Source organism: Sorangium sp. KYC3313 (assembly GCF_052075895.1).
GTDB lineage: Bacteria > Myxococcota_A > Polyangia > Polyangiales > Polyangiaceae > Sorangium > Sorangium cellulosum_B.
The window spans coordinates 9142169-9163488 of record NZ_CP197255.1 but is presented as its reverse complement, the minus strand read 5'-3'; the positions used below and the strand labels follow the sequence as shown (position 1 = coordinate 9163488).

Genomic DNA, 21320 nt, shown 5'->3' with positions numbered 1-21320 from the left:
GCCGTGCCCGAGATCTCGAGATCGACGCCGGGCCAGAGGTCCTCGTAAACCACCGCGGCATAGGTCGGGACGCCGGTCCTCCACGGCTCGCGAGGGCCCGTGAAATAGCTGACCACCGCGCCGGTGGGATCCTTCCCCTCGGGCACGACGCCGGCTCGATGGCGCTCGAACTCGAGCCTCGCCGCCCAGCGGGGGAGCGAGGCCTCCGGGGCGCCGGCCAGGACGAAGGTGATGCCGTCGGCATCCCCGCCCTCGTCAACTTTACGCGATCTGCCTTCGTCTTGACGGCCCTCGCGTCAAACCGTCGAGACACAGAGGCGAAAGCCGATCGTGGTGTGTCGCGCGACCTCGTGGCTCCAGTTGCGGTACGCCGACTGGAGCCTGCTCTCGATGCTGCGCCAGCACCCGCCGCGCAGCGGGCGCACCCGCGTCGCGCCGCCCACGCACGGATCCCGGCCGAGGCGCGCTCGTTCGAGGTGCGCGTCCGCGCGGAATGCGTCCAGGCACCAGCTCCAGACATTGCCGGCCATGTCGTGACAACCAAAGGGGCTCGCGCCGGCCGGGTGCGCGCCTGTCGGGCTCGGCCCGCCGCGATTCCAGTCCTCGGCGAAGCAGGCGCGCCGTTCGTCCGGGGGGTCGTCTCCCCAGGGGTATCGCCGCCCATCGAATCCGCGCGCGGCGAGCTCCCATTGCGCCTCCGTGGGCAAGGTCCCCCCGGCCCAGGCGCAATACCGAAGGGCTTCTATGTAACTCACGTTCACCACGGGCCGGTCGGGCGCGTCGAGCTCGGGCCGGCCCGCGGAGGGCGGCGCCGCGGCGCCCGTCGCCTCGACGAAGGCGTTGTATTCGGCGCGGGTGACCGGGTGCGCGCCGAGCCAGAAAGGGGACAGCTCGACGCGATGCGGTGGGTTTGGCGCCTCGGACTCGAAGATCGGATCTTGGCCCATCGTGAAGGTGCCGCCAGGGATCCACACGAGGCCGGAAGGCGCCGAGCGCGGGCCTGTCGTCATGGCGTCCGCGGGCCCGCCGCCGCGCGCTGTGCTTCGAATGGCTCGATGGAAGGCCACATCGACGCGCGCCGGCAGCCGATACAATCCTCCGCGACCGGAATCCCGGCGTCGAGCAGCCTGCGCGCCGCCGAGAGCTCGAGCAGCCCGGATTGGAACCACACAACCGACGGACGCAACACGAGCGCATCCTCGACGTGGGGCACGAATTCCTCGGGCTTGCAGAAGACGTTCAGCACGTCGACGGGCGCGGGAAGCTCGATCAGGCGGCGGCGGACGGGCACGCCGAGGATCCGGGTCGCCTCGGGATAGCGGGTCGGGACGGGGAGGATGTGGTAGCCGACCTTCTGGAGGTAAAGCGGGATCTGGTGCGCATCGAGGTCCCGGCGGCTCTCCGGCTTGATACCCAGCACCGCGATGGAGCGCGCATTCCTGAGCGTCCGTTCCATGTCCACGGTGCTGAGGAGAGGGACGTCGAGCATCTCGTGCGCCGCAGAAAAGCTAGCATGCGCGACGTCGTCCTGCGCCTGCGTGATCCTTGCGATGAAGATTCTCTCCATCGCCGTCGCGATCTCCGCGTTGAATGCTGCCGGGGCGCCACCGGCGGCTCGAGCAGCCGAGATGCGGTCGCTCGATGAAGAACTCGGTGATATCGAGGCGTCGATCCGGGGAGAGCACGAAGTCGAGGTCGCGAGGGGCAGCAGCGCCGCGCAGGAGGACCCCGGAGCTACGCCGCGGAGGCGACGACCAGGCGCTGGCGCCGAGCCATGGTAGCGCAGGACACCAAGCGGGGCGCACAGGGGGGCCGGGGCTTCGCAGGAGGGCGCCGGGGCTGCGTAGGAGCTGCGTAAACGTGTGATAGGGCACCAGGTGGGGGACGCAGGAGGGGGGCCGGGACCGCGCAGGAGCCATTCGATCGTACGGCAGGCCACAAAAATGGGTGCGCCGGAGGCTGCCAGGGCTGCGCAGGAAGAGCGCGGAGGCCGCGCAGCAGGACCGCCGGGACCGCGCAGGAGGGGGCTGGAACCGCGCCGGAGGCTGCCAGGGCTGCGCAGGAAGAGCGCGGAGGCCGCGCAGCAGGACCGCCGGGACCGCGCAGGAGGGGGCTGGAACCGCGCCGGGGGCTGCCGGAGCCGCGCAGGAAGAGCGCGGAGGCCGCGCAGCAGGACCGCGGGGACCGCGCAGGAGGGGGCTGGAACCGCGCAGTGTACGAGCGGAGCCCTGGTAACACTTCTGACCGGGAGCTGCGGTGACACTTCCTTGAGCCACGGACCCCTGCTCCGGGAGGACTGGAAACAGGGACCGGATCCTCGTCGACGCGACACGCTCGCCGCACTTTCTCGGACCGCCTGGATCTATACACGAACCGCTCCCCGTGGTCGCGGTACACACGAGCCTCTCCTCACGATCCGGCGTGAGTTCGCGCAGGTCACCGCGCCCTGGCCAGCTTCAGCTCCTTGTTCTTGAGGGTGACCTGCGCGAGCAGGACCGGGCCGTAGTACAGCTCCCAGACGTCATCGGCGATCGGAGTCAGCCCCACGGGCTCGCCGGCGAGCAGTGTGGAGACGTTGGTCTGCGCGCCCCCGAACAGCATCCGTCCTTGCTCGTCCAGGCGTCGAACGGCCATCGTGTCCGGGTACTCCGGCGACGAGGGCTTGCTCGGCATCGAGCGGCGCGAGGGCGTGTAGCGCGAAGCCGGCGTCCTCTGGCCGAGCGCCTCGTGCGGACGCTGATCATTGTACTCGTGCCGAAACCGGTCGAAGACGCGCTGCTGCGCTGCCAAGTTGGCTTCTGGCGGCGATGTCGCCTCCGCCTTCAACGTCTTGTGCATTCGCTCGTGACGGCCGTTCTGCTGCGGCTTACCGGGCTCGATCCGCTCGGGATGAATGCCGAGCTTGATCCAGCTGACCGAGAGCGCCGAGAGCCCACCGATGCCAATCGTGGCGAACGGCGGGCCGTTATCGGAGCGGATGCGGTGCGGCAGCCCGAACTCGCGGAACGCGCGCTCGAAGTGCGGCCGCACCGAGGCCTCGTCCGGCTTCGCCACGCCCTCGCACTTGAGCAGGTACCGCGACGCCTGGTCCGTCAACGTCAGCGGGTGGCAGCGCGTCCTGTCGCCGAGCGCGAAGTGCCCTTTGAAATCGGCGCACCACGTGTCATTCGGCTGCTCGGCTGGAGCCAGCGGCGACGGCATCGCGGTCGTCGGCGTCACCACGCGGCGCCGACGGGGCCGGATCAGCCCGTGCTTCTTGAGCAACTCGCCGATGGTGCTCGTTGCTGGCAGCCCCTCGACGCCCAGGCTCTCCAGCCGCGCACGCAGCTTCTTCGGCCCCCACGTGGGGCGCTCCTTCCGCAGCTCGATCAGCGCGTCGATGAGCGCCGCTGGCGTCGCATGCGGGAACGAGCGCGCCACGGGCCGCCGCTCCTCCAGCCCGCTCGGTCCGGCCTGCTCGTAGCGCTCCACCCACTTGTACCCCGTCTTCCGGCTGATGCCGAACCGCCGGCACAGCTCCGCGAACGTCTCGTCCGACTCGTTGACCTGCGCGATGAACCGAAGTCTCTCGTCCACTGAACATGTCTCTTTCCAAGGCACCAGCGCTCCTCCGTCGCCAGTCCTCTACGACATGTGTCACCTAAGCTCCCGGTCCGTCCGGGTGCTACCCAGGCTCCCGGTCTGAACCGTTACCCAGGCCACCGGTCCGTACCCAGGAAGAGCGCCGAGGCTGAACGACCGGGAGCCCCCCCGGCCGCGGCGCTACTTCCCCGGCGCGAACGGCCCCATCGACGCTCGCCGCGTCCAGGTCGCGCCCTCTCGCACCATGCGCCTCACGTGGATCTGATAGCTGACCTTGTCGCCCACGCCGTCGCGCGCTATCTCGATCTCGTTGTAGCCGTTGTGCTCCTGCACCTCCCGGCTGGAGAGCGACGGCGCCGCGACGATACGGATGGTCCGGTCCTCGTGCCGCTCCGGCCATTGCTCCTTGCCGAACCAGCCTGTGTGGCTGTGGCCGTGGAGCACCAGGCAGAACTCCTTGTGGGCCAGCGCGTCCTTCACCTCACCGGCGTTGATCAGGCCGCCGAAGCGGGCGAGCTCGGTGGACGGCAGCGGGGACACCGGGTGATGCAGGACCGCGATCCGGATCGGCGCGTGCCACTGCGCCCTGCGCAGGCGCTGGAGATCCGCGTCGTGGACAAGGCCGGGATCGATGCGCGACACCTGGTCGCGCAGCGCCGCGGCGCGCTTGGCGTCCGGCTCCTCCATGGCGCCTTGCCGCAGGCGGCCGATGAGCGAGAGGAGCTCGTCCCGGACCGGATCCTTCTCCTCCTGGCCGCCGAACTCCGCCGAGCCGAGCAGCGCGAACTCCACCCCGAGATCCGCATACCGCGCCACCGCGAGCGCCCGCGTCGCCGGCGGCTCCTCGAGCGGCGGCCGCGCGCAGCGCGGGTGAGCGGCGAACGCCCTCGCGAAAGGCACGTGGCGCGCCTGCGTCCCGGCCTGCCCGGAGGCCGTCGCCTGACGCCAGTCGACGTCGTGATTGCCGCCCACGAGCAGCACGTGGGGCTCGTCGGGCGGCAGGCGAGGGTGATCCGCGAGGTGCCTGGAGAGCTGCTCGAGCCAGATACGGGCGTCGGCGTACTCGTCGTCGTTGGCCTGCTCGGCGACGTCGCCGGACACGACGAGGAGGTGCGGCGCACGGCCGGCCGCGGCGAGCTCGGCGACGTGCTCGACGTAGTGATCGCAGACGCGCGGGGGCCCCAGCCCGCCAGCGATGGTGTTGCCGTGCTCGCCCTTCTCCTTCACGTCGATGCGCTCGGCGGATTTTTTGCCGAAGTGGATGTCGGAGACATGGTGGATCCGCAGCGGACACAGGTTCGCTTCGAGGATCGGATCGGCGAGCACGGGGCGCCCGTCCCGCTGCTGGACGAGGCTGCAGCGCTCGAGCAGATCGACGTTCTCGTCGCGAGGCGCTGCGCCCCGCGCGATCTCGCGGAGCGCGTCCCGCTGCGCGTCGGTCAGCCCGTCCTCGAACACGGCGCGGTGATAGGCGAACTCCCGGAGCTCGCTGCGCACGCGCGCCGCCCGCAGGAGCGCCCATGGGGTGTTCGCCAGAGCGGGAGATTGCTCGGCGAGCTCGAAGACGAGCTCGAGCAGGAAGGGATTCCGGCGCCAGGTGGCGGGCAGGTCGGGGAGGAGCGCCCTCGACACCGCGGTGCGGGCGAGCTTGAGCGCCTCGCTGTGCGTGAGGGGATCGAGGAAGCGCATGTCCCGCGAGCAGACGAGCCCGGCGTCGCCGGAGGCCGCGCGTTCGAGCGCGATCCACTCGGCGGGGCTCATCGCCAGGAAGATCCTTGTGTTGGTCGTGTAGAGGTCGACGCACCAGCGCAGGAAGGCGCTCGCGTCGCGCGGGCTGCCGCCTTGGCCGGCGAGCTGCGGCTCGTCCAGGAGGAGCGTTGTCCCCGGCGGCACGCCGGGGAGCGCCCGTCCGAACTTGCGGAGGTCGAGGTAACGCACGCTCGTCTTGTCGGCGAGGCCGAGGTGGTGCTCGAGCGCCTTGAGCGTCCACGTCTTCCCGGCCCTGCGCGCGCCGACGAGCGGCCATATCACGCCGTTCGTGGGCAGGGACGTCAAGAGATCCAGGAGGTGGCCGTGATCGCGGACGTCGTGCTCCGGCGAGTACGGTCTCCTCACGTCGAACGCGCGCGTCACCGCCCTCTCCTTGGGTCCCTGGCCACCCGTCGAATCCAGTCGAAGAACGGTGGATCGGCAAGCCAGTCGCCGAGCTTATCGAAATTGTAGAGGCCCGCGTCGCAGAGGACGGTGACGTCCTCCGAGGGTAGGCTGCGCACCTCGGGCAGCGCCGCGTCGGGCGCGCCGCGGAGCGCGCCGAGGACGCCGCGCGCGCGCTCGGGCAGCTCGGCCCAGCGGGCGCGGAAGAAGGCCGCGTCGCGGTCGACGAGCAGGCGTTGCTCGTAGAGCTCGCGGACGCCGGCGCGCTCGACCAGGGCGCGGCGCTGGCCTGCGCGGACGGCCTGGACGAGGGCATAGCCCATCACCTGGAGATAGAAGGGCCATGGGCCGCAGAGCTCGACGATCCAGCGGGCGGTGCGCTCGGCCTCCATCGGGACGTCGGGAGGCGCGGTGTCGACGAGGAAGCGGATGGCGTCGGCCTCGGGGAGCGGACCGAGGTTGATCGGGGTGACATCGTTGCCGAACGAGGAGCCCGGGGCGGCGGCGAAGGCGTGCTCGACGATGGTGACCCAGTCCCAGTGCGAGCCGACGAGGACCACGCTGGTCCTCTCCTGGCCAACGGCGCGGAGCCAGGCGAAGACGGTGGCGTCTGCCTGGTGGAGATTGGCGACCTCGTCGAGGAGCAGGACAGCGTTGCCGGCGCCGGAGAGGCGGTCGCGGAGGGTGAACGCGGGGGTGGCGTCGGACTGGAGAGAGGGATCGAGGAAGAGGGCGAGATCGTCGGCGGTGCAGATGGGCTGGGCCCGGCCCTCGAGGGTCTTGTGGTGAACCGCGTGGCTCGCGGAGAGGCGCGCGGCAAGGTGGTGAAGGATAGACGTCTTGCCCGAGCGGCGCGGCCCGCGGAGGATCGCGGGGCTGCGGCTCTCGATCAGGGCAAAGAGCTCCGCCAGCACCGGGGCGCGGCCCGGGAGCGAGGGGGCGTCGATGAGGGCGGGGCCGGGACGGAAGGGGTTCGCGAGGGTGCTCGACAGCGGAGCGTCGGGCGCAGGGGGGCCGTCCGTGGCTGCGCGCGGCGGCACGGAGCTGACGGTCCGCGGCGCCGGCGCTCCTGGAGCACCCGAGAGGAAGAGCTCCTCGCCATCCCAGGGGACCCCGCCTGCATAGCCGTGCCGCGCGAGCTCCTCTGCGACGTTATCGCCGGTGAGATCGCCTGCGAGCGCGGCGCTCACTTTGTCTGGACGTTGCAAGATGTCACGGAAGCCGGCCAGGGGCAGGTACAGCGTCGTCCTCGAGTCGGGGCGGCGGAGGGTGAGGCGCGCGCGCTCCGGCTCCGCGCCGTCGAGCAAGCAGAAGCCCCCCGGCGTGCGCGCGAGCGCGGTCATGCCGGCGGAGGCGAAGCAGGCGAGGAGCCTGCCCTGAGCCGCGCTCCAGATCCGCACGGTGCCATCGTGCCCCGCGCTCGCCAGGCGGTCGCCGTGCGGCTGCCAGGCCATGGCCATGACCCGCCGCGTGTGGCCCTCGAGCCGGGCGATCTCCTCGCCTGTGCGCGCGTCCCAGATCCGCACGGTGCCGTCGTGCCCCGCGCTGGCCAGGCGGTCGCCGTGCGGCGCCCAGGCGACCGCCGTGATCCCGTGCGCATGGCCCTCGAGCCGGGCGACCTCCTCGCCGGTGCCCACGTCCCAGATGCGCACCGTCGTGTCGTCGCCCGCGCTGGCCAGGCGCTCGCCGTCCTGGCGCCACGCCAGGGCCTTCACGTCGCGCGTGTGGCCCTGAAGCCGCGCGAGCTGTTTGCCGGTGTCCGGATCCCAGATCCGCACCATCGTATCGTGTCCTGCGCTCGCCAGACGGCCGCCGTCCGGATGCCAGGCCAGCGCGAGGATCCAGTCGGAATGATCCTCGAACCGAGCGAGCTCCTGACCCGTAGTCGTCTCCCAGATGCGCACGGTGCCGTCGTTCCCGGCGCTGGCCAGACGATTGCCGAGAGGGTGAAAGGCAAGGGCCAGGACACCGTTCAAGTGGCCCACGAGCCGCGCGAGCTCCTCGCCCTGGCTCGCGTCCCAGATCCGCACCGTCTGGTCGTCGCCCGCGCTGGCCAGGTGGTCGCCGTCTGGGTGCCAGGCGAGGGCCAGCACCCAGTTGGAGTGGCCCTCGATCCGTGTCAGCTCCTTGCCGGTGCCGGTGTCCCAGACCCGCACCATCGAGTCGTTCCCCGCGCTGGCCAGGCGGTTGCCGTGCGGGTGCCAGGCGAGGGCCAGCACCCAGTTGAAGTGGCCCTCGAGCCGTGTCAGCTCCTTGCCGGTGCCGGTGTCCCAGATGCGCACGGTGTTCCCGTCGCCCGCGGTGGCGAGGCGCCTGTTGTCCGGGTGCCACGCCATGGCCCTGACCCAGTTGGTATGGCCCTCGAGCCGCGGGAGCTCGCTGCCGGTGCTCGCATCCCAGATGCGCACGGTGTTCCCGTCGCCCGCGGTGGCCAGGCGCCTGCCATCCGGGCGCCAGGCCACGACCCTGACCCCGCTCGATCGGCGCTCGAGCCGGGCGATCTCGCCACCGGTGCCGATGTCCCAGATGCGCACGGTGTTCCCGTCGCCCGCGGTGGCCAGGCGCCTGCCGTCCGGGTGCCACGCCACGGCCGAGACCCCGCGCACGTGGCTCTCGAGCCGCGCGATCTCCTTGCCCGTGCTCGCGTCCCAGATGCGCACGGTGTTCCCGTCGCCCGCGGTGGCCAGGCGCCTGCCGTCCGGGTGCCACGCCACGGCCCTGACCCCGCGCGCATGGCCCTCGATCTGAGCGAGCTCCCTGCCCGTGCTCGCGTCCCAGATGCGCACGGTCCGGTCGTCGCTCCCGCTGGCCAGGAGCTCGCCGTCCGGGTGCCACGCGACGGCCCTGACCCAGTCGGCATGGCCCTCGAGCCGGGCGCGCTCCTTGCCCGTGCCGGCGTGCCAGATCCGCACTGTGAGGTCGTATCCCGCGCTCGCCAGGCGTTGGCCGTCCGGGCGCCACGCCACGACCAGAACCCAATCGGAATGTCCCTCGAGCCGGGCGAGCTCCGCGCCGGTGTCCGCGTGCCAGAGGCGCACCGTATGGTCGTATCCCGCGGTCGCGAGGCGCTGGCCGTTCGGCGACCATGCGAGCGCGTTGATCGTGCCGGTGTGTCCGGACACCAGGTCAACGTGCGCCAGCGGCGGCGTCGCGGCGAGCCTGCGCGCGCGCTCCGGGTGAGCGCCCCTGCCCGCGATCAAGCAAGCGCTCAGGTCGGCCCCTTCGGCCTGCACGCCGTTCCAGCGGCATCCGGTCCAGGTCGATTGCCGCAGGACGGCGCCGCTCAGCTTGGCCAGCTCGACGACGGCCGCCTTCGCCTCGGCCTGCGAGAAGTCCGCCCGGTGCGCGATCGCGCGCCGGAGGATCGTCCCGTCGAGCTTCGCGCCGGACAGCATGGCCCCGCTCAGCGCGGCTTCCGTCAGGTCGGCGCCGGACAGATCGGCGCCGGAGAGGTTCGCGTCCCGCAGGTTCGCGCCCGCGAGGGGCGCGCCGCGCAGGTCCTCGCCGGCGAGCTGCACGCCGTGGAGATCCGCCCCCTCCGGGATCCACCCGGCGGTCTCCTCGGCCCATCGCGCGAGGCCGAGCAGCAACCGGAGCGCGTTCTCGGCCGGTTCCCTCGTCGAAGGCGTCAGTTGACGGTCCATCTTCAGGAACGACTGGACCGCGCGCACCGCCCCCGCGCGCCTCGGCTCGCCGAACGTCCTCAGGATCTCGCCGACGAACGCCGCGACCTCCCGCGTGATCGGTTTGGTCCGGAGCGCCTCGATCGGCCGCTCGGCCAGCGTCGCCACCAGGGCGCGCGCCAGGAAGTATTCGAGGAACGCCTTGTGCGCGAAGCGGTAGCCGTCGCTGCCCTCCTGCACAAGGAATGTCCCGCCCTGGATCTCCAGGAAGGCGGCGTCGGTCGGCATGCCTTCGGGCAGAAAGCGAAAGAGCCGAGCGCGGACCGACTGCTTGAGCTCCTGCCAGGTGCATGCCGGCTGGCCGGACCGCCACAGCTGCTCGGCGAGCGCCTCGGCGAGCTCCTTCTTCTGCTCGTCGGTGAAGCTCTCGGGGGCGTCCTTCCGCGTGTTGTCGAGCCACCGCTTCAGGTACGCCTCGTACAGATCGGCGCGTCCCACCTTCGCCCCGGAGGCGAACTCGTCCAGCGTGGCCAGCACCATCCCGAGCAGCAGCGGCCGGTGCACGAGGTCCTTGAGGTCGTAGATCGCGGCGATGCGGGAGAGCGCCGCGGCGCCGTCCTCGCCGCGGATCTGCCGCACGAGCTCGCGCACTTGCGCCTCGGTGAACGGCTGGATGGTGAAGCGCCGTATCCCGACGGACGTGCCAGGCGCCTGGGAGGGCCCGCTCTCGGTGGTGGTCTGGAGGTGCGCCTCGGCGGGGAAGTGGTCATCTCGCGAGGAGACGACCATCTTGCCGCCGCCGGCGGCGATCTCCAGCAGGCTGGCGCGCCGCCCTGCGAGCTCGGAGGCCTCCAGTCGTGTCGCCATCTCGTCGAAGCCGTCGAAGCAGGGGACGACGAGCCGGTGGCGGATGAGCAGGCGCAGGGCAGCTCGGTTCGCGGGGAGGTCCGGGGCGCCGGCCGCCTGGAGCAGGAGCTGCTCCGGGCTCGCGTGGGGCGAGGCGCCAGCGAGGTTGACGAGCAGGGGTCTCGGCCCTTCGGCTGACGCCCATCGCCGCTCGGCCCACGCGGCGAGCGCAGTGGACTTCCCCAGGCCGAACTCGCCGAGCACCAGCGCGATCTTCTCGCTCGACGAGAGCCACGCGTCGAGGGCGCCGAGCAGGGGTGCCGGCTCGTCGTGCCCGTCGACGCAGGCGTCGGGCTCCACGAACCGCCCCCCGACCTCGCGCAGCCGCTGCTCGCGGAGCGCCGCGACGACGCCGCGCGCGCCGTCGAAGCGCGGTGACAGGCGCGCGATCCGCTGCGCGAGGGCGTCCTGAGGGATCGCCTCGAGCGTTGCGTTCGCCAGCCCTGACCGGACGGCGGCCGAGCGGAGCTTCTCCCACCCTCGCCGGGGCCCTCTCCACCGCTCGAGGCCCTCGATCCACAGCAGGGCCCACCCCTCGTCCCGGAGGGCCGCGACCATGAGCGTGCACCAGGCCGGCCGGCCTTCAGGCCAGACGCCGACCGCCGCCACGTGCTCCCGCCCCTCGGCGAGGGCGAGCAGAAAGACGGTCTCCGCCGAGAGGATCTGGTGCTCGGAGAACCGCGGGGCGTGCGCGCCCTTGCTCGGCTGAGCGATGGGGCCCTGCGCCGCGCAGGCATCGCCGTAGGCGCGCGGCGCGGCGTCGTCCATCGGGGCGCGGAAGTCGGATGGATGTCGCTGGAAGGAGAGCGCCCAGCCCCGGTGCTGCTGCGTTCCCAGCGCCATCGGGTCGAGCCTTCGCGGCAGCTCGACCAGCAGATCGGGCGGCAGGGAGCTCTCTCGATCGTCGTCGCTGGCCTCCGGCGCGCCGCGCACCGCCTGCGCCACCGCGCCGAGCGCCGCCATCCCGTCGAGCGTCCACTCGCCGTTGCCCCGCTTCGCGTCCACGGCCTTGCGGAGCCGCGCCTCGACCTCCACGAACCCGGCCTCGCGCGCTTCCCGCTCGGTCATCCACCCGAACACGACGTCTGCGGCTGCCCCCGCTGTCGCCGCCCGCAGGGCCTCGAGCGGCAGGACCTCGGCGGGGACGATGATCTCCCGTGTGAACTGCCTTATTTCCTCGACGCGGGTCAGCTTGTCGAGCTCGCCATAGAGTCGGCGCAGCCGCCGGCCTCGCGCCGCGGCCCCGGACAGGGCGCCCGCGTTCAACAACACGTCGCGCGCGTCCTCGAGGCGCGCAACGAGCGCCTCGAGCGCCTCGTCGTCATCGCGTCCCAGGAGCTCCCTGGCGCCGTCGAGCCACCGCGCATAGGCCTCTCCCGCCGGGTGCCCTCGGTACACGAGTGTCGCCTCGGCGACCGGCAGGACCGGTCGCGGCGCGGAGCGAGCGAGGTACGCGCTGGTCCGCTCGTACCGGAGGTCAACGTCCGCGACGATCACGCCTTCGTCACCTGGCTCGAGATATCCCGCCCGATCCGGGAACCGCCGCAGGTCGTGGGGCTGGGCCTCGTCGACGTAAATCGAGGTGCCGCCACCTTCGGCGCCATCGCAATACAGCGTGGGCCGCCCGTACCGGCGCGCCTCTTCCCACATCTTTCTTGCGAGCTCTGGCAGCGTGGTGTGCGGGGTCGCGCTGGGCACGGCGAGGAAGCGGCACTCGCCGATGCGCTTCGCGACGGGCGCCAGGTCGTGCGCGCTGTCCCGGAGGAGGAAGTCGAGACAGGCCAGCACGCCCATGGGGCCTGCGATCCCGTCCGGCATCTCCACAGGCGCCCACGTCTCGCCCGGGCGCATCGTGCTCCGCTCCACCGCCGCCGTGGTCCTCTTCGCTTGCAGGCCGAGGAGCCGACCCTGGTGCAGCACCGGGCAGACCGACTGTCCGAGCGCGGGGAGCCCCGTGGCGCCGAGGCGCTCGTACATGCCGGAGCGGCGCGCCGCCCGGTCCACCGAGTGCGTCCCCGCCACGACCACCATGTCGCCCGCGGCGTCGGCGACGCCGCCGAGGATCTCCCAGGGGACGCTGTACTCGGGAAAGACCACGATCCTCGCCCCGTACTCCGAGCAAGCCGACAGCACCGCGCGGATGCGCGCGAGGAGCTGCGCATCGTAGGCTTCGCGGATGCGCCGCCGGAGCGCCTCGAGCTTCGGTTTGATCGCGACGGGCACATCAGCGCGCGCCGGGAGCAGCGAGTCCGCTGCTCTTCTTGGATCGAAGAGCGGATCCTCGAGCGGAGACCGTCGATCGATGATGATCGCTGGGTAATAGGCGAGCTGTACGACAGCAACCCGCGTATACATCGCTCCCCCCGCCGCCGCCTGCATTCGTTTGCTCGCCGCTGCTCCCTTGTCCGCGCGTCGATCGGCGAGGCTATCGCGCGAGCGCGGCGCGTGGAAGCGAAAGCGGCGCGCCTGGCCGCCGTGGCCAGACGTCTGGCTATCTCTATGCCAGATGCCAGACGCCAGACGACGTGCCAGTCACCGGCGCTCGGTGACTGCTAGCCGGCCACGGCGGAAGAGCGCCCGCCGGAGCCGCGGCGCCCCCAGCGCGAGCGCGGCCCCGCACGCCAGCGCGAGCAAGGGCACGTAGAACCGCGGCAGCGCCACCACCGCCTCCAGGTGGTGCCGGCCGGGGCCGACGCGCACCGCGAAGAAGCCCGGGGCGACGCGCGTCGTGGCCAGCTCGGCGCCGCCGTCGCGCACGCGCCAGCCGCTGTACGCCGTCGCGCGGAACACGACGTCGACAGGCGCCTCCGCGTCGACGATCGCCTCGTACGCGCCCGGCTCGCGCGGCGCCTCGCGCACGCTGGCGCGGGCCGCGTCGCAGCCGTCGCCGGCCACGGCCACGCGCTCGAGCGGGCCGCGGGCCGCCTCCAGCGCCACGAGCTCGCCGGGCGTGTCGAGCACGGTGCGCGGCTGCTTCAGGTGCTCGAAGAGCGCCGCGAGCAGATCGGCCTCCCGGCCGCGCCACACCTCGCGCACGCACCCGAGCCCCACGTAGTCCGTGCCGCCCACCCGCCGCGACAGCTCGACCTCGCCGCGCCTGTCCACGAGCGCCCACGCTTCGGGCGGCCCCGGCCGCTGCGCGGTGAGGTGGATGAGCGTGCGGATGCCGAGCGCCTCCGCGCGCGCGGCGCTCCCGGGGCGCTCGGGCGCCACCTCGAGGAAGGCCGCGGCGTGAACGCCCACATGCGCGCCGGCGCCTGTCGAGACGGCCATCGGGACCGCGCGGCGGAGATGGGCGGCGTGCATCATCGAGCAGGTCGCGAACTCGTCCTCGGCGGCGTAGCTCGCGCGGCCGTGCGGCGCCTCGGCGAGCCAGCGGGCGATGAGATCGGGGTCGAAGCCCTCGGCGGGAGGCGGGCAGCGGCGCGACGCGACGAGCGCGGCCTGCTTCTCTGCCATGACGTGGAGATCGGCCGCGCGGGCGGGGATCTCGAGGGCCGCGACGAGCGCGAGCGCGGCCGGCAAGAGCCCGGCGAGCGCGGCTGGCAGGAGCCCGGCGAGCGCGGGGCGCGAGCGGCGCGCGCCCCGCGCGCCCCGCGCGGCCAGCGCGGCGCCGATGCGCGCGAGCGCCGCCGCCGCGAGGTCGAGCGCGCTGAGGATGGCCGCGGCCGCGACGAGCGGCAGGAGGGCGAGGGCGCGCATCGGCTGGAACAGCGAGAGCAGCGCGCGGCCGAGCGGGCCTGCGCCGACGATCCAGCCGCCGCTCATCGACAGGAGCAGCGCGACCGCCGACGCCGCGAGGACGGCCCGCGACGCCGGGGCGCGGAGGCGCGTCGCGTGGAGGAGACAGGCGGCGATCCACGCGGAGCCGATCACCGGGGCGTGCTCGTAGTCGAGCAGATCGCCGTCGAGCATCCACGGCAGCACGCGCTCGGGCCCGAAGCCGATGTGCCGCCAGCCGAGGCCCGCAGGCCAGCCGAAGGGCGCGGCCATCGACGCGATGCCGGGGCCGTAGAGCGCGACCGCGACCAGGCCGCCGCCGGCGAGCGAGCGGAGCACGCGCGCGCACAGCCGCCGATCCCACGCGGCGATCGCGGCCGCGCCCAGGACGGCGGCGCTCACCGTGAAGACCTGCGGGTGCGTCGCCGCGCAGGCGGCGGCGAGCGCCGGCCCGAGCTCGAAGCGGGCGGGGCGGATCACCGCGGCGGCCCAGGCGATGACGACGGGGATGACCAGGATCTGCGAGAGCAGCCCGAGGAGGAAGAACGACGGCCACCCGCCGGCGAACTGCACGTACGGCGCGACCCACGCGAGCGCCACCGCGCCGGCGGCGGCCGAAGCGGGCCGCGCGCCGACCGCGCGGGCCGCGGCGACGACGAGCAGCGGCGCCCCGATGAAGGCGGCGAAGCCGAGCCCCTTCACCGCGACCACCGGCGCGACGCCGAGGCGGATCAGCGCCGCCACGAGCAGCCAGCCGACCGGCGGGTAGTGCAGCGCGACCGGGAAGCCGCCGTTGTTCGTGGCGATCCACCCGTGCGGCAGGCCGCTCGTCGCGATGTCGTAGGCGATGGCGAGGTGCGAGATCGTGTCCTTCGACAGCGCGGCGCCGGGCCCGGCGAGCGCGGGTGCGTCGCGCAGCGCGGGCAGGAGCGCCACCGCCACCGCCGCCGCCGCCGCGAGCCAGGCGAGGCGCGGCGCGGGCCCGGGCGCGACGGGTACGGCCGGCGCGGGCGCGGTGGGGTCTGCGGCCGCGCCCGCGCGGAGCTCGGCCAGCCGGAGGACGAGGACGCCGAGCGCGAGCAGGAGGTAGAGCATCAACAAAGCTCGCCTTCGCCCGGGTCAGCCCGGGGCGCGTTGCCAGGTGCCGAGGAGCGACCAGCCGGTGAGCGTGCGCCGCACCGACACGAGCCGCATCCGCTCCCCGACGTCGAGCGCCGCGAGGCTGCGCTCGTCGAACTTGCTCGGGTGGATGTGCTTGCGCGAGAAGCCGTCGCGGCGCGCGATCCACTCGAGCACCGTGGCCTCGAGGAGCGGCAGCGTGGACAGCCGGCCGTAGTTCGGGGTCGTGAGCAGCAGCGCGCCGCCCGGCGCGAGGCGCGCCGAGAGCCCGCGCGCCCAGCGCGACGGATCGAGGGTGTGCTCGACGACCTCCTTCGCGAGCACGACGTCGAACGGGCCGTCGAACCCGCCGCCCGACGGGAGCTCGTACGGCCCCGGACAGACGGCGAAGCGCTCCGCGCGCGCGGAGTAGAGGCGCCGGCACGCCTCGATGGCGCGCGCGTCGAGATCGCAGCCGTAGAGCTCCGTCGCGGGCGGCGCGCCGGGGATCTCCCCTTCGAGGCCGCAGCCGACGAGGAGCACGCGCGGGCGCGGGCCGCGCGCGGCGATGGCGCGGGCGAGGGGGCGGGTGAGCGCGCCGTGGTAGAGCGACCACGGGAACCGCTCGCGGCGGCGGTGGTTCGAGAAGTAGTCGCCGGGCGGCGCCGCCGTTTCAGCCATCGGGCCCCGCCTGCGCCACGAGCAGGTACTCGGCGGCCGCGTCGCCGCCCGGGGCGAGGCGCCCGAGCGCGTTGACCACGGCGCGCGCCACGTCGACGGTGAGCGGGCGGAGCGCTGGCATGGCGACCCAGCGGCCGGTGAGCTTGCGCATCACGTAGCCGAGCAAGCTCGGGTACAGCATGAAGTCGAACGCCCACGAGGTCGGCCGGCCCGCGATGGGGCGCGTCTCCACGAGGTCGAAGCCCGCGCGCGCGAGGTGATCGCGCCAGCCCGCCTCGTCGTAGAGGTGGACGTGCGAGAAGACCCGATCGAGCGCGTCGCCGTACGCCCGCGAGAGGCCGACCAGGCCCACGGAGCGGAGCGCCTCGGGCAGGGCGAGCTGGTACGTCCAGTCGGGCGTGGGCACGATGAGCACGAACCGCGCCCCGGGCCGGAGCGCGCGCCGGATGTTCACGAGGGCCCCGTGGAGATCGGGCACGTGCTCGAGGCTGCAGTTGGCGATCGCGCTGCCGAAGAACCCCTCGGGCAGGTGGACGTTGACGATGTTGCCGCAGATGAGCGTGCGGTACGACGCGGTCCGCTGCGCGCGCTGCACCTCGGTCGGGTTGATGTCGATGCCCCACGCCTGCTTGTCCGGGTAGGCGAGGCGCGCGAACAGGCCGTCGCCGCAGCCGACGTCGAGCAGCGGCTCCGGCAGGTCGAGCTCGCGCACGGCGCGCAGCCGCACGCACTCGCGGATGGCGAGCGCCGCCGGCGCGAAGGCGTAGTAGGCGGAGAAGTCGTCCGCGTCGAGCGGCCACTCTCGGTCCATGGGGGCGCTCATCACCCGTGGAGGCGCAAGGAGCGCCGGTATGCGCGGACCGCATCGGTCGGGTCTGGCTCATCGGGGGACTCGACGATGGCTTTGAGCGCTCCGGGATCGAGGTGCGGCGGGGGCATGCGCCGCATCCTAACATCGGAGCGGCGCTCCTCGGGTACGGCCGAATTTCTCCGACACGGGGGACGCCGAGGCCGTGCTACGCCGGGTTCCGGCTCGGCCGGTCGGAGACGACCGGACGCGTGCTCGTGAAGCACCTTGTCTGCGCCTGTACGGGGCTGCCGCGCGAGGACGCGCCCATCTTCTTCGAGTTCGAGTACGCGGCCACGGGCAGCCAGATGTTTGGTCACCGTGTGATCACAGCTGTTGGTGGCACTTGGCGTGTCGAAGGGGAAATGCATTGTGCCGAGCGCGCGTAAGCGGTTTGCGATGCCCGCCGTGCGGGCGAGCCTGCACTTTTCTTCATCTCGTCCACTCGGCGTGCCAGCCTGCGCCCGCCATGCGGAACCGATTCGATCGGCTGGCGAAGGACATCGCGCACCCCCCGTTTCTGTGGATGTTGTCGACCGGCCGCCCAACCGCCGTGATCGCCGGTCTGCGCATGGAGCCGATGGCCGGGTGGCTCGCGGGGTGTACGAAGGCCCCGGACTGCTGCGAACCGCGCTGATCGTCCTCGGCGAGCTGCCGCGCGTGCGCTCGACCCTGCTGATGCGGCTGATGGGCGGAGGGCGTGTGCTGCGAGAGGCGATCGAAGATTTCCGGCGGCTGCCGGAGGACGCGTCGGAGCGCGACATCGCGCTCGGTCCTCTGCTACGCTTCCGAGCGGAGGTCGCCCAGCGCGGGCCAGCGACACCGGAAGAAGAGGAGTTCGTGATGACCACGCAGGAACTCGTCGAGCAATTCATCGAGCAGGGACGCACGCAGGGGGTCGCGCAAGGGATGGCGCAGGGGATGGCGCAGGCGACGATCGAGCTCTACGAGGCTCGGTTCGGCCCCATGCCGCCGCCGCTGCGGTTGGCCGTGGAGGCCATGCGCGACCTGCCGACGCTCCGAGCGTGGCATCTCCTCGCCGGCACCGGGACGCGCGAGGCCGTGCACGAGGCCCTCGCAGCCGGTCCCGCCGAGCGCTCGTCCTGACCCCTGCCGCCAGGTCATTCCGCCAGCCGCCCGGCGGCGCGCCGCCGGCGCCGGCCTGGCCGGAGCGCCGCCCGCGCGACCCGCGGCGGCCTCGGGCATGGGCCGAAGCGCCTAGACGACGCGCCGCGCCGGGTGTTACCGAACGTAACGCGAGCGCGTCGAAGCGTTACCGAACGTAACGTCACCTGGCCGGACGGCGCCCCCCGGGCGTTCTCCCGGCGATGAACCGTGTAGTATATCGAGTCCTCGTGTGACACACTCGATGGCGCGTGTGAGGGGCATGGCATCGGCCCGCGCTCTCCCGCGCGCCTCCGGACATCGACGGTGGGCAGCGCAGCCATCGAGACGAGCTCTTCGCTCGATCCGGGCTCGATCCGGGCGACGCTGTGCGCACGAGCGAACCGGCGCGCTATCAGCTGAAATCAAGGAAACTCGAAAGTTCGAATGCGCTGAAGGAGCTGCTGATCGGGGGCGGTGCGCCGAGGGGCAATTCGAACGATCGCGAACACAGCAATCTTTCGAGCGTCGAGGACCATGCGAAGAATTCTTTGTGCTCTTCTGTTTTTGGCTGTCGCCGGCTGCGGCGATGACACGGACACCACGACGTCGAGCAGCACGTCCAGCTCGACGTCCAGCTCGAGCAGCGCGGCGAGCTCCGGCGGGGGTGACGCCTCCGGCGGCGGCGGCGCTGGCGGCGGCGACACCGGAGGGGGCGGCGCCGGCGCCACCGGCGGCGGCGGGGCCACGGGCGTGGGGGGTGGCGATGGCGGCGGTGGCGCCGGCGGCGCGGCGGAGGCGCACTGGGTCGGGACGTGGACGACCGGCCCGCAGCTGACCGAGGAGGGCAACAACCCGCCCGCGCCGGGCCTCGCCAACAACACGCTGCGCCAGGTGATCTATACGTCGATCGGCGGCAAGGGCGTGCGACTGCTGCTCTCGAACGAGTTCGGCGACGGACCGGTGACCATGGAGTCGGTCCACATCGCCGAGTCGACGACCGCCGACGGCATCAACGTGGCCACCGATCATGCCCTGAAGTTCGCGGGGGCCGATGCGGTGACCATCCCGGTGGGCAAGACGGTCTTCTCCGATCCGATCGAGTACACCATCAAGCCCCTCACCAAGATGGCGGTGACCATCAAGTTCGGCGCCGTGCCGGCCGGGATCACCGGACACCCGGGCTCGCGGACCAACTCGTATATCCAGACCGGCAACGGGGTCTCGGCGGCGAACCTGACCTCCCCTGTGTCCACGGCGCACTGGTACTACATCACGGGCCTCGACGTCGATGCGGTCCCCGAGGCCGCGGCGGTCGTCATCCTCGGTGACTCGATCACCGATGGCCGTGGCTCGATCACGGACATGAACACCCGCTGGCCGGACTTCCTGTCTCGCCGCCTGCGTTCCAATCAGGGGACCCAGCAGGTCGCCGTGCTGAACCTGGGCATCGGCGGGGGCAACGTGCTCGCCGGCGGGCTCGGGCCGACCGCCAAGGCCCGCTTCCAGCGTGACGTCCTGGACCAGCGCGGCGCGAAATGGCTGATCACGTTCATCGGCACGAACGACATCGGCACCGACAGCGCGCCGCCCGTCGGCGACGGCCTGATCGCGGCCTATGGCGAGTTCATCACCAAGGCGCATGACAAGGGGATGCTCGTTTACGGAGCGCCCATCACGCAGTTCAAGGGCAACAAGTACTACACCGACGAGCACGAGGCCACGCGCCAGGCGGTCAACACCTGGATCCGCATGAGCGGCAAGTTCGACGGCGTCATCGATTTCGAGCCGGCGGTCGCCGACCCCGAGGATCCCGCCAAGCTGAGAGCTGACTTCAACTTCGAGAGCGACGGGCTGCACCTGAACTCGGCCGGCCTGGAGGCGATGGCGAATTCCATTGACCTCCTGCTGTTCGTCCCCAAGCCATAAATCGCAGGCCGATCGTGGGGGGGAGCATGATGGGGCGCGCGGAGCTCGGAGCCCCTGCGCGCCCGGTGAAGCCCCCTGCTTCTCCGGCGGAGAATGCGCCTCGGTCCTCGCATGGCGCTGCGATCAGTAACCTGGACAACTGAGCCGTCATCGTTGGTGCGTTGCGTCATGCGTCCTCACGTATTCAGCCGCACCGGTCCTGAGTAGCCTTGTCCCATGCGCGGGCTCGAGGTGGCGCCGTGAGCCGGATCCTGCTGGTCGAGGACGAGGTCGTCATCCGGACGGAGCTCCGGCGGCTGCTCGTTCGTCATGGGCACGACGTCATCGAGGCGGGGTCGGTCGAGGACGCCTCGGCGGATCACGATCTGCGCGCGTTCGATCTGGTGCTGGCCGACGTGCGCCTGCCGGGCGCGCCGGGCACCGCGCTCGTCGGGCAGTGCGGCGGCGCGCCGGTCGTGCTCATGACGAGCTACGCCACGGTGAAGGCGGCCGTGGATGCCGTGAAGCGCGGCGCCGCGGATTACCTGTCGAAGCCGTTCGATCATGCCGAGCTCGTCGCCCTCCTCGACCATCATCTCCCCGGCGCGCGATCGGAGCGGAGCGCGCTCCCCGACGTCGCGCCGCGCGCCTCGGCGCCCGCGCCGTCCGTGCCGCCTACATCTGAAGACGACGAGCTCGAGGGCATGGTCGGCGGCTCTGCGGCCATGCGCGAGGTCTTCGCGCGGGTGCGCAAGGTCGCCCCGAGCGAGGCGACGCTGCTCGTCCTCGGCGAGAGCGGCACGGGCAAGGAGACGCTCGCCCGCGCCGTGCACCGGTTGAGCCCGCGCCGGCACCTGGCGTTCGTCCCGGTCCACTGCGCGGCCATCCCCGAGGGGCAGATCGAGGGGGAGCTCTTCGGCTACGAGCGCGGCGCCGTCCCCGGCGCGATCTCGGCGCGCGCGGGGCTCTGCGAGGCCGCGGAGGGCGGGACGCTGCTGCTCGACGAGATCGCCGAGCTGCCGCCGAAGGTCCAGGCGCGGCTCCTCCGCTTCCTCCAGACGGGCGAGGTGCGGCGCGTGGGCGCGACCCGCGCCCGGCGCGTCGACGTGCGCCTCATCGCGGTGACGCGCCGAGATCTCGCGGCGATGGCGCGCGACGGATCGTTCATGAGCGACCTCTACTTCCGGCTGCGGGTCCTCGAGATCCGCCTCCCGCCGCTGCGCGAGCGGCCGGGCGACGCCGTGCGCCTCGCGGAGTCGCTGCTCCGGCGGCGCGCGTGGGCGATGGGCCGCGCGCCGCTCACGCTGACGCCGGAGGCGCGCGCCGCCATCGCGGCGGCCCCCTGGCCGGGCAACATCCGGGAGCTGGAGAACGCCGTTCACCGCGCGATGGTGCTCGCCGATGCGAGCGAGATCGGGCTGGAGCTGCTCGGGCTCGACGCGCCCCCGCCACCGCCTTCGCCCGCGCCTGCCGCGGACGCGCACGAGGGAGAGCCCCCGTCCGACTCTCTCGAGGGCTATTTCCGCCGCTTCGTCCTCGAGCACCAGCACGAGCTGACGGAGACCGAGATCGCCCGCCGCCTCGGCATCAGCCGCAAGGCGCTGTGGGAGCGGCGGCAGCGGCTCGGGATCCCCCGGCCGCGCTCCTGAGCCTCCGCCGCCGGCGGCGCGCCCCCGTCAATTTTGGTTGACTGGTGG

11 protein-coding genes are annotated in these 21320 nt (G+C 72.5%); 3 read left to right on the top strand and 8 right to left on the bottom strand.

Annotation, left to right across the window (positions count from 1 at the left end):
- Window positions 1-296: 296 nt before the first annotated feature.
- From ACSRUE_RS34730 to ACSRUE_RS34695, 8 genes are all read right to left on the bottom strand, one after another.
- The gene (locus ACSRUE_RS34730) at window positions 297-1010 is read right to left on the bottom strand and encodes a formylglycine-generating enzyme family protein (protein WP_441287342.1); all 714 of its coding nucleotides are present in this window, start codon (window positions 1008-1010) and stop codon (window positions 297-299) included.
- Window positions 1007-1456, bottom strand: a complete 450-nt coding sequence (locus ACSRUE_RS34725) for a CoA-binding protein (protein WP_437768497.1) — start codon at window positions 1454-1456, stop codon at window positions 1007-1009. Before ACSRUE_RS34725 ends, ACSRUE_RS34730 begins: the two co-directional genes overlap by 4 nt.
- Before the next feature lie 980 nt (window positions 1457-2436).
- Entirely contained in the window at window positions 2437-3600 is a 1164-nt protein-coding gene (locus ACSRUE_RS34720; protein WP_437767246.1) for an IS481 family transposase, read from the bottom strand.
- Window positions 3601-3762: 162 nt separating this feature from the next.
- Entirely contained in the window at window positions 3763-5715 is a 1953-nt protein-coding gene (locus ACSRUE_RS34715) for a metallophosphoesterase (protein WP_441287341.1), read from the bottom strand.
- Entirely contained in the window at window positions 5712-12644 is a 6933-nt protein-coding gene (locus tag ACSRUE_RS34710; RefSeq protein ID WP_441287340.1) for an eIF2A-related protein, read from the bottom strand. The genes ACSRUE_RS34715 and ACSRUE_RS34710 overlap by 4 nt, the downstream gene beginning before the upstream one ends.
- Before the next feature lie 153 nt (window positions 12645-12797).
- Complete coding sequence (locus tag ACSRUE_RS34705) at window positions 12798-15080, bottom strand: hypothetical protein (RefSeq protein WP_441287339.1); 2283 nt, start codon at window positions 15078-15080, stop codon at window positions 12798-12800.
- A 24-nt stretch (window positions 15081-15104) separates the two neighbouring features.
- Entirely contained in the window at window positions 15105-15764 is a 660-nt protein-coding gene (locus ACSRUE_RS34700; RefSeq protein ID WP_441287338.1) for a class I SAM-dependent methyltransferase, read from the bottom strand.
- Window positions 15757-16575, bottom strand: coding sequence for a class I SAM-dependent methyltransferase (locus ACSRUE_RS34695; RefSeq protein ID WP_437899845.1), 819 nt, complete (start codon window positions 16573-16575; stop codon window positions 15757-15759). Before ACSRUE_RS34695 ends, ACSRUE_RS34700 begins: the two co-directional genes overlap by 8 nt.
- Before the next feature lie 558 nt (window positions 16576-17133).
- Here ACSRUE_RS34695 and ACSRUE_RS34690 point away from each other — a divergent pair.
- The 3 genes from ACSRUE_RS34690 (at window position 17134) to ACSRUE_RS34680 (ending at window position 21272) form a co-directional block, all read left to right on the top strand.
- Window positions 17134-17718, top strand: a complete 585-nt coding sequence (locus ACSRUE_RS34690) for a hypothetical protein (protein ID WP_441287337.1) — start codon at window positions 17134-17136, stop codon at window positions 17716-17718.
- A 534-nt stretch (window positions 17719-18252) separates the two neighbouring features.
- Window positions 18253-19644 (top strand): SGNH/GDSL hydrolase family protein, encoded by a 1392-nt coding sequence (locus ACSRUE_RS34685; RefSeq protein ID WP_441287336.1) that lies wholly within the window; start codon window positions 18253-18255, stop codon window positions 19642-19644.
- Window positions 19645-19883: 239 nt separating this feature from the next.
- Window positions 19884-21272, top strand: coding sequence for a sigma-54-dependent transcriptional regulator (locus ACSRUE_RS34680; protein ID WP_437768489.1), 1389 nt, complete (start codon window positions 19884-19886; stop codon window positions 21270-21272).
- Window positions 21273-21320: the final 48 nt, after the last annotated feature.

Bases quoted from the DNA above. Each gene is read 5' to 3' on its own strand.
- ACSRUE_RS34730 (WP_441287342.1), bottom strand. From the start codon at position 1,010: ATGACGACAGGCCCGCGCTCGGCGCCTTCCGGCCTCGTGTGGATCCCT.
- ACSRUE_RS34725 (WP_437768497.1), bottom strand. From the start codon at position 1,456: ATGGAACGGACGCTCAGGAATGCGCGCTCCATCGCGGTGCTGGGTATC.
- ACSRUE_RS34710 (WP_441287340.1), bottom strand. From the start codon at position 12,644: ATGCAGGCGGCGGCGGGGGGAGCGATGTATACGCGGGTTGCTGTCGTA.
- ACSRUE_RS34705 (WP_441287339.1), bottom strand. From the start codon at position 15,080: ATGCTCTACCTCCTGCTCGCGCTCGGCGTCCTCGTCCTCCGGCTGGCC.
- ACSRUE_RS34700 (WP_441287338.1), bottom strand. From the start codon at position 15,764: ATGGCTGAAACGGCGGCGCCGCCCGGCGACTACTTCTCGAACCACCGC.
- ACSRUE_RS34695 (WP_437899845.1), bottom strand. From the start codon at position 16,575: ATGGACCGAGAGTGGCCGCTCGACGCGGACGACTTCTCCGCCTACTAC.
- ACSRUE_RS34685 (WP_441287336.1), top strand. From the start codon at position 18,253: ATGCGAAGAATTCTTTGTGCTCTTCTGTTTTTGGCTGTCGCCGGCTGC.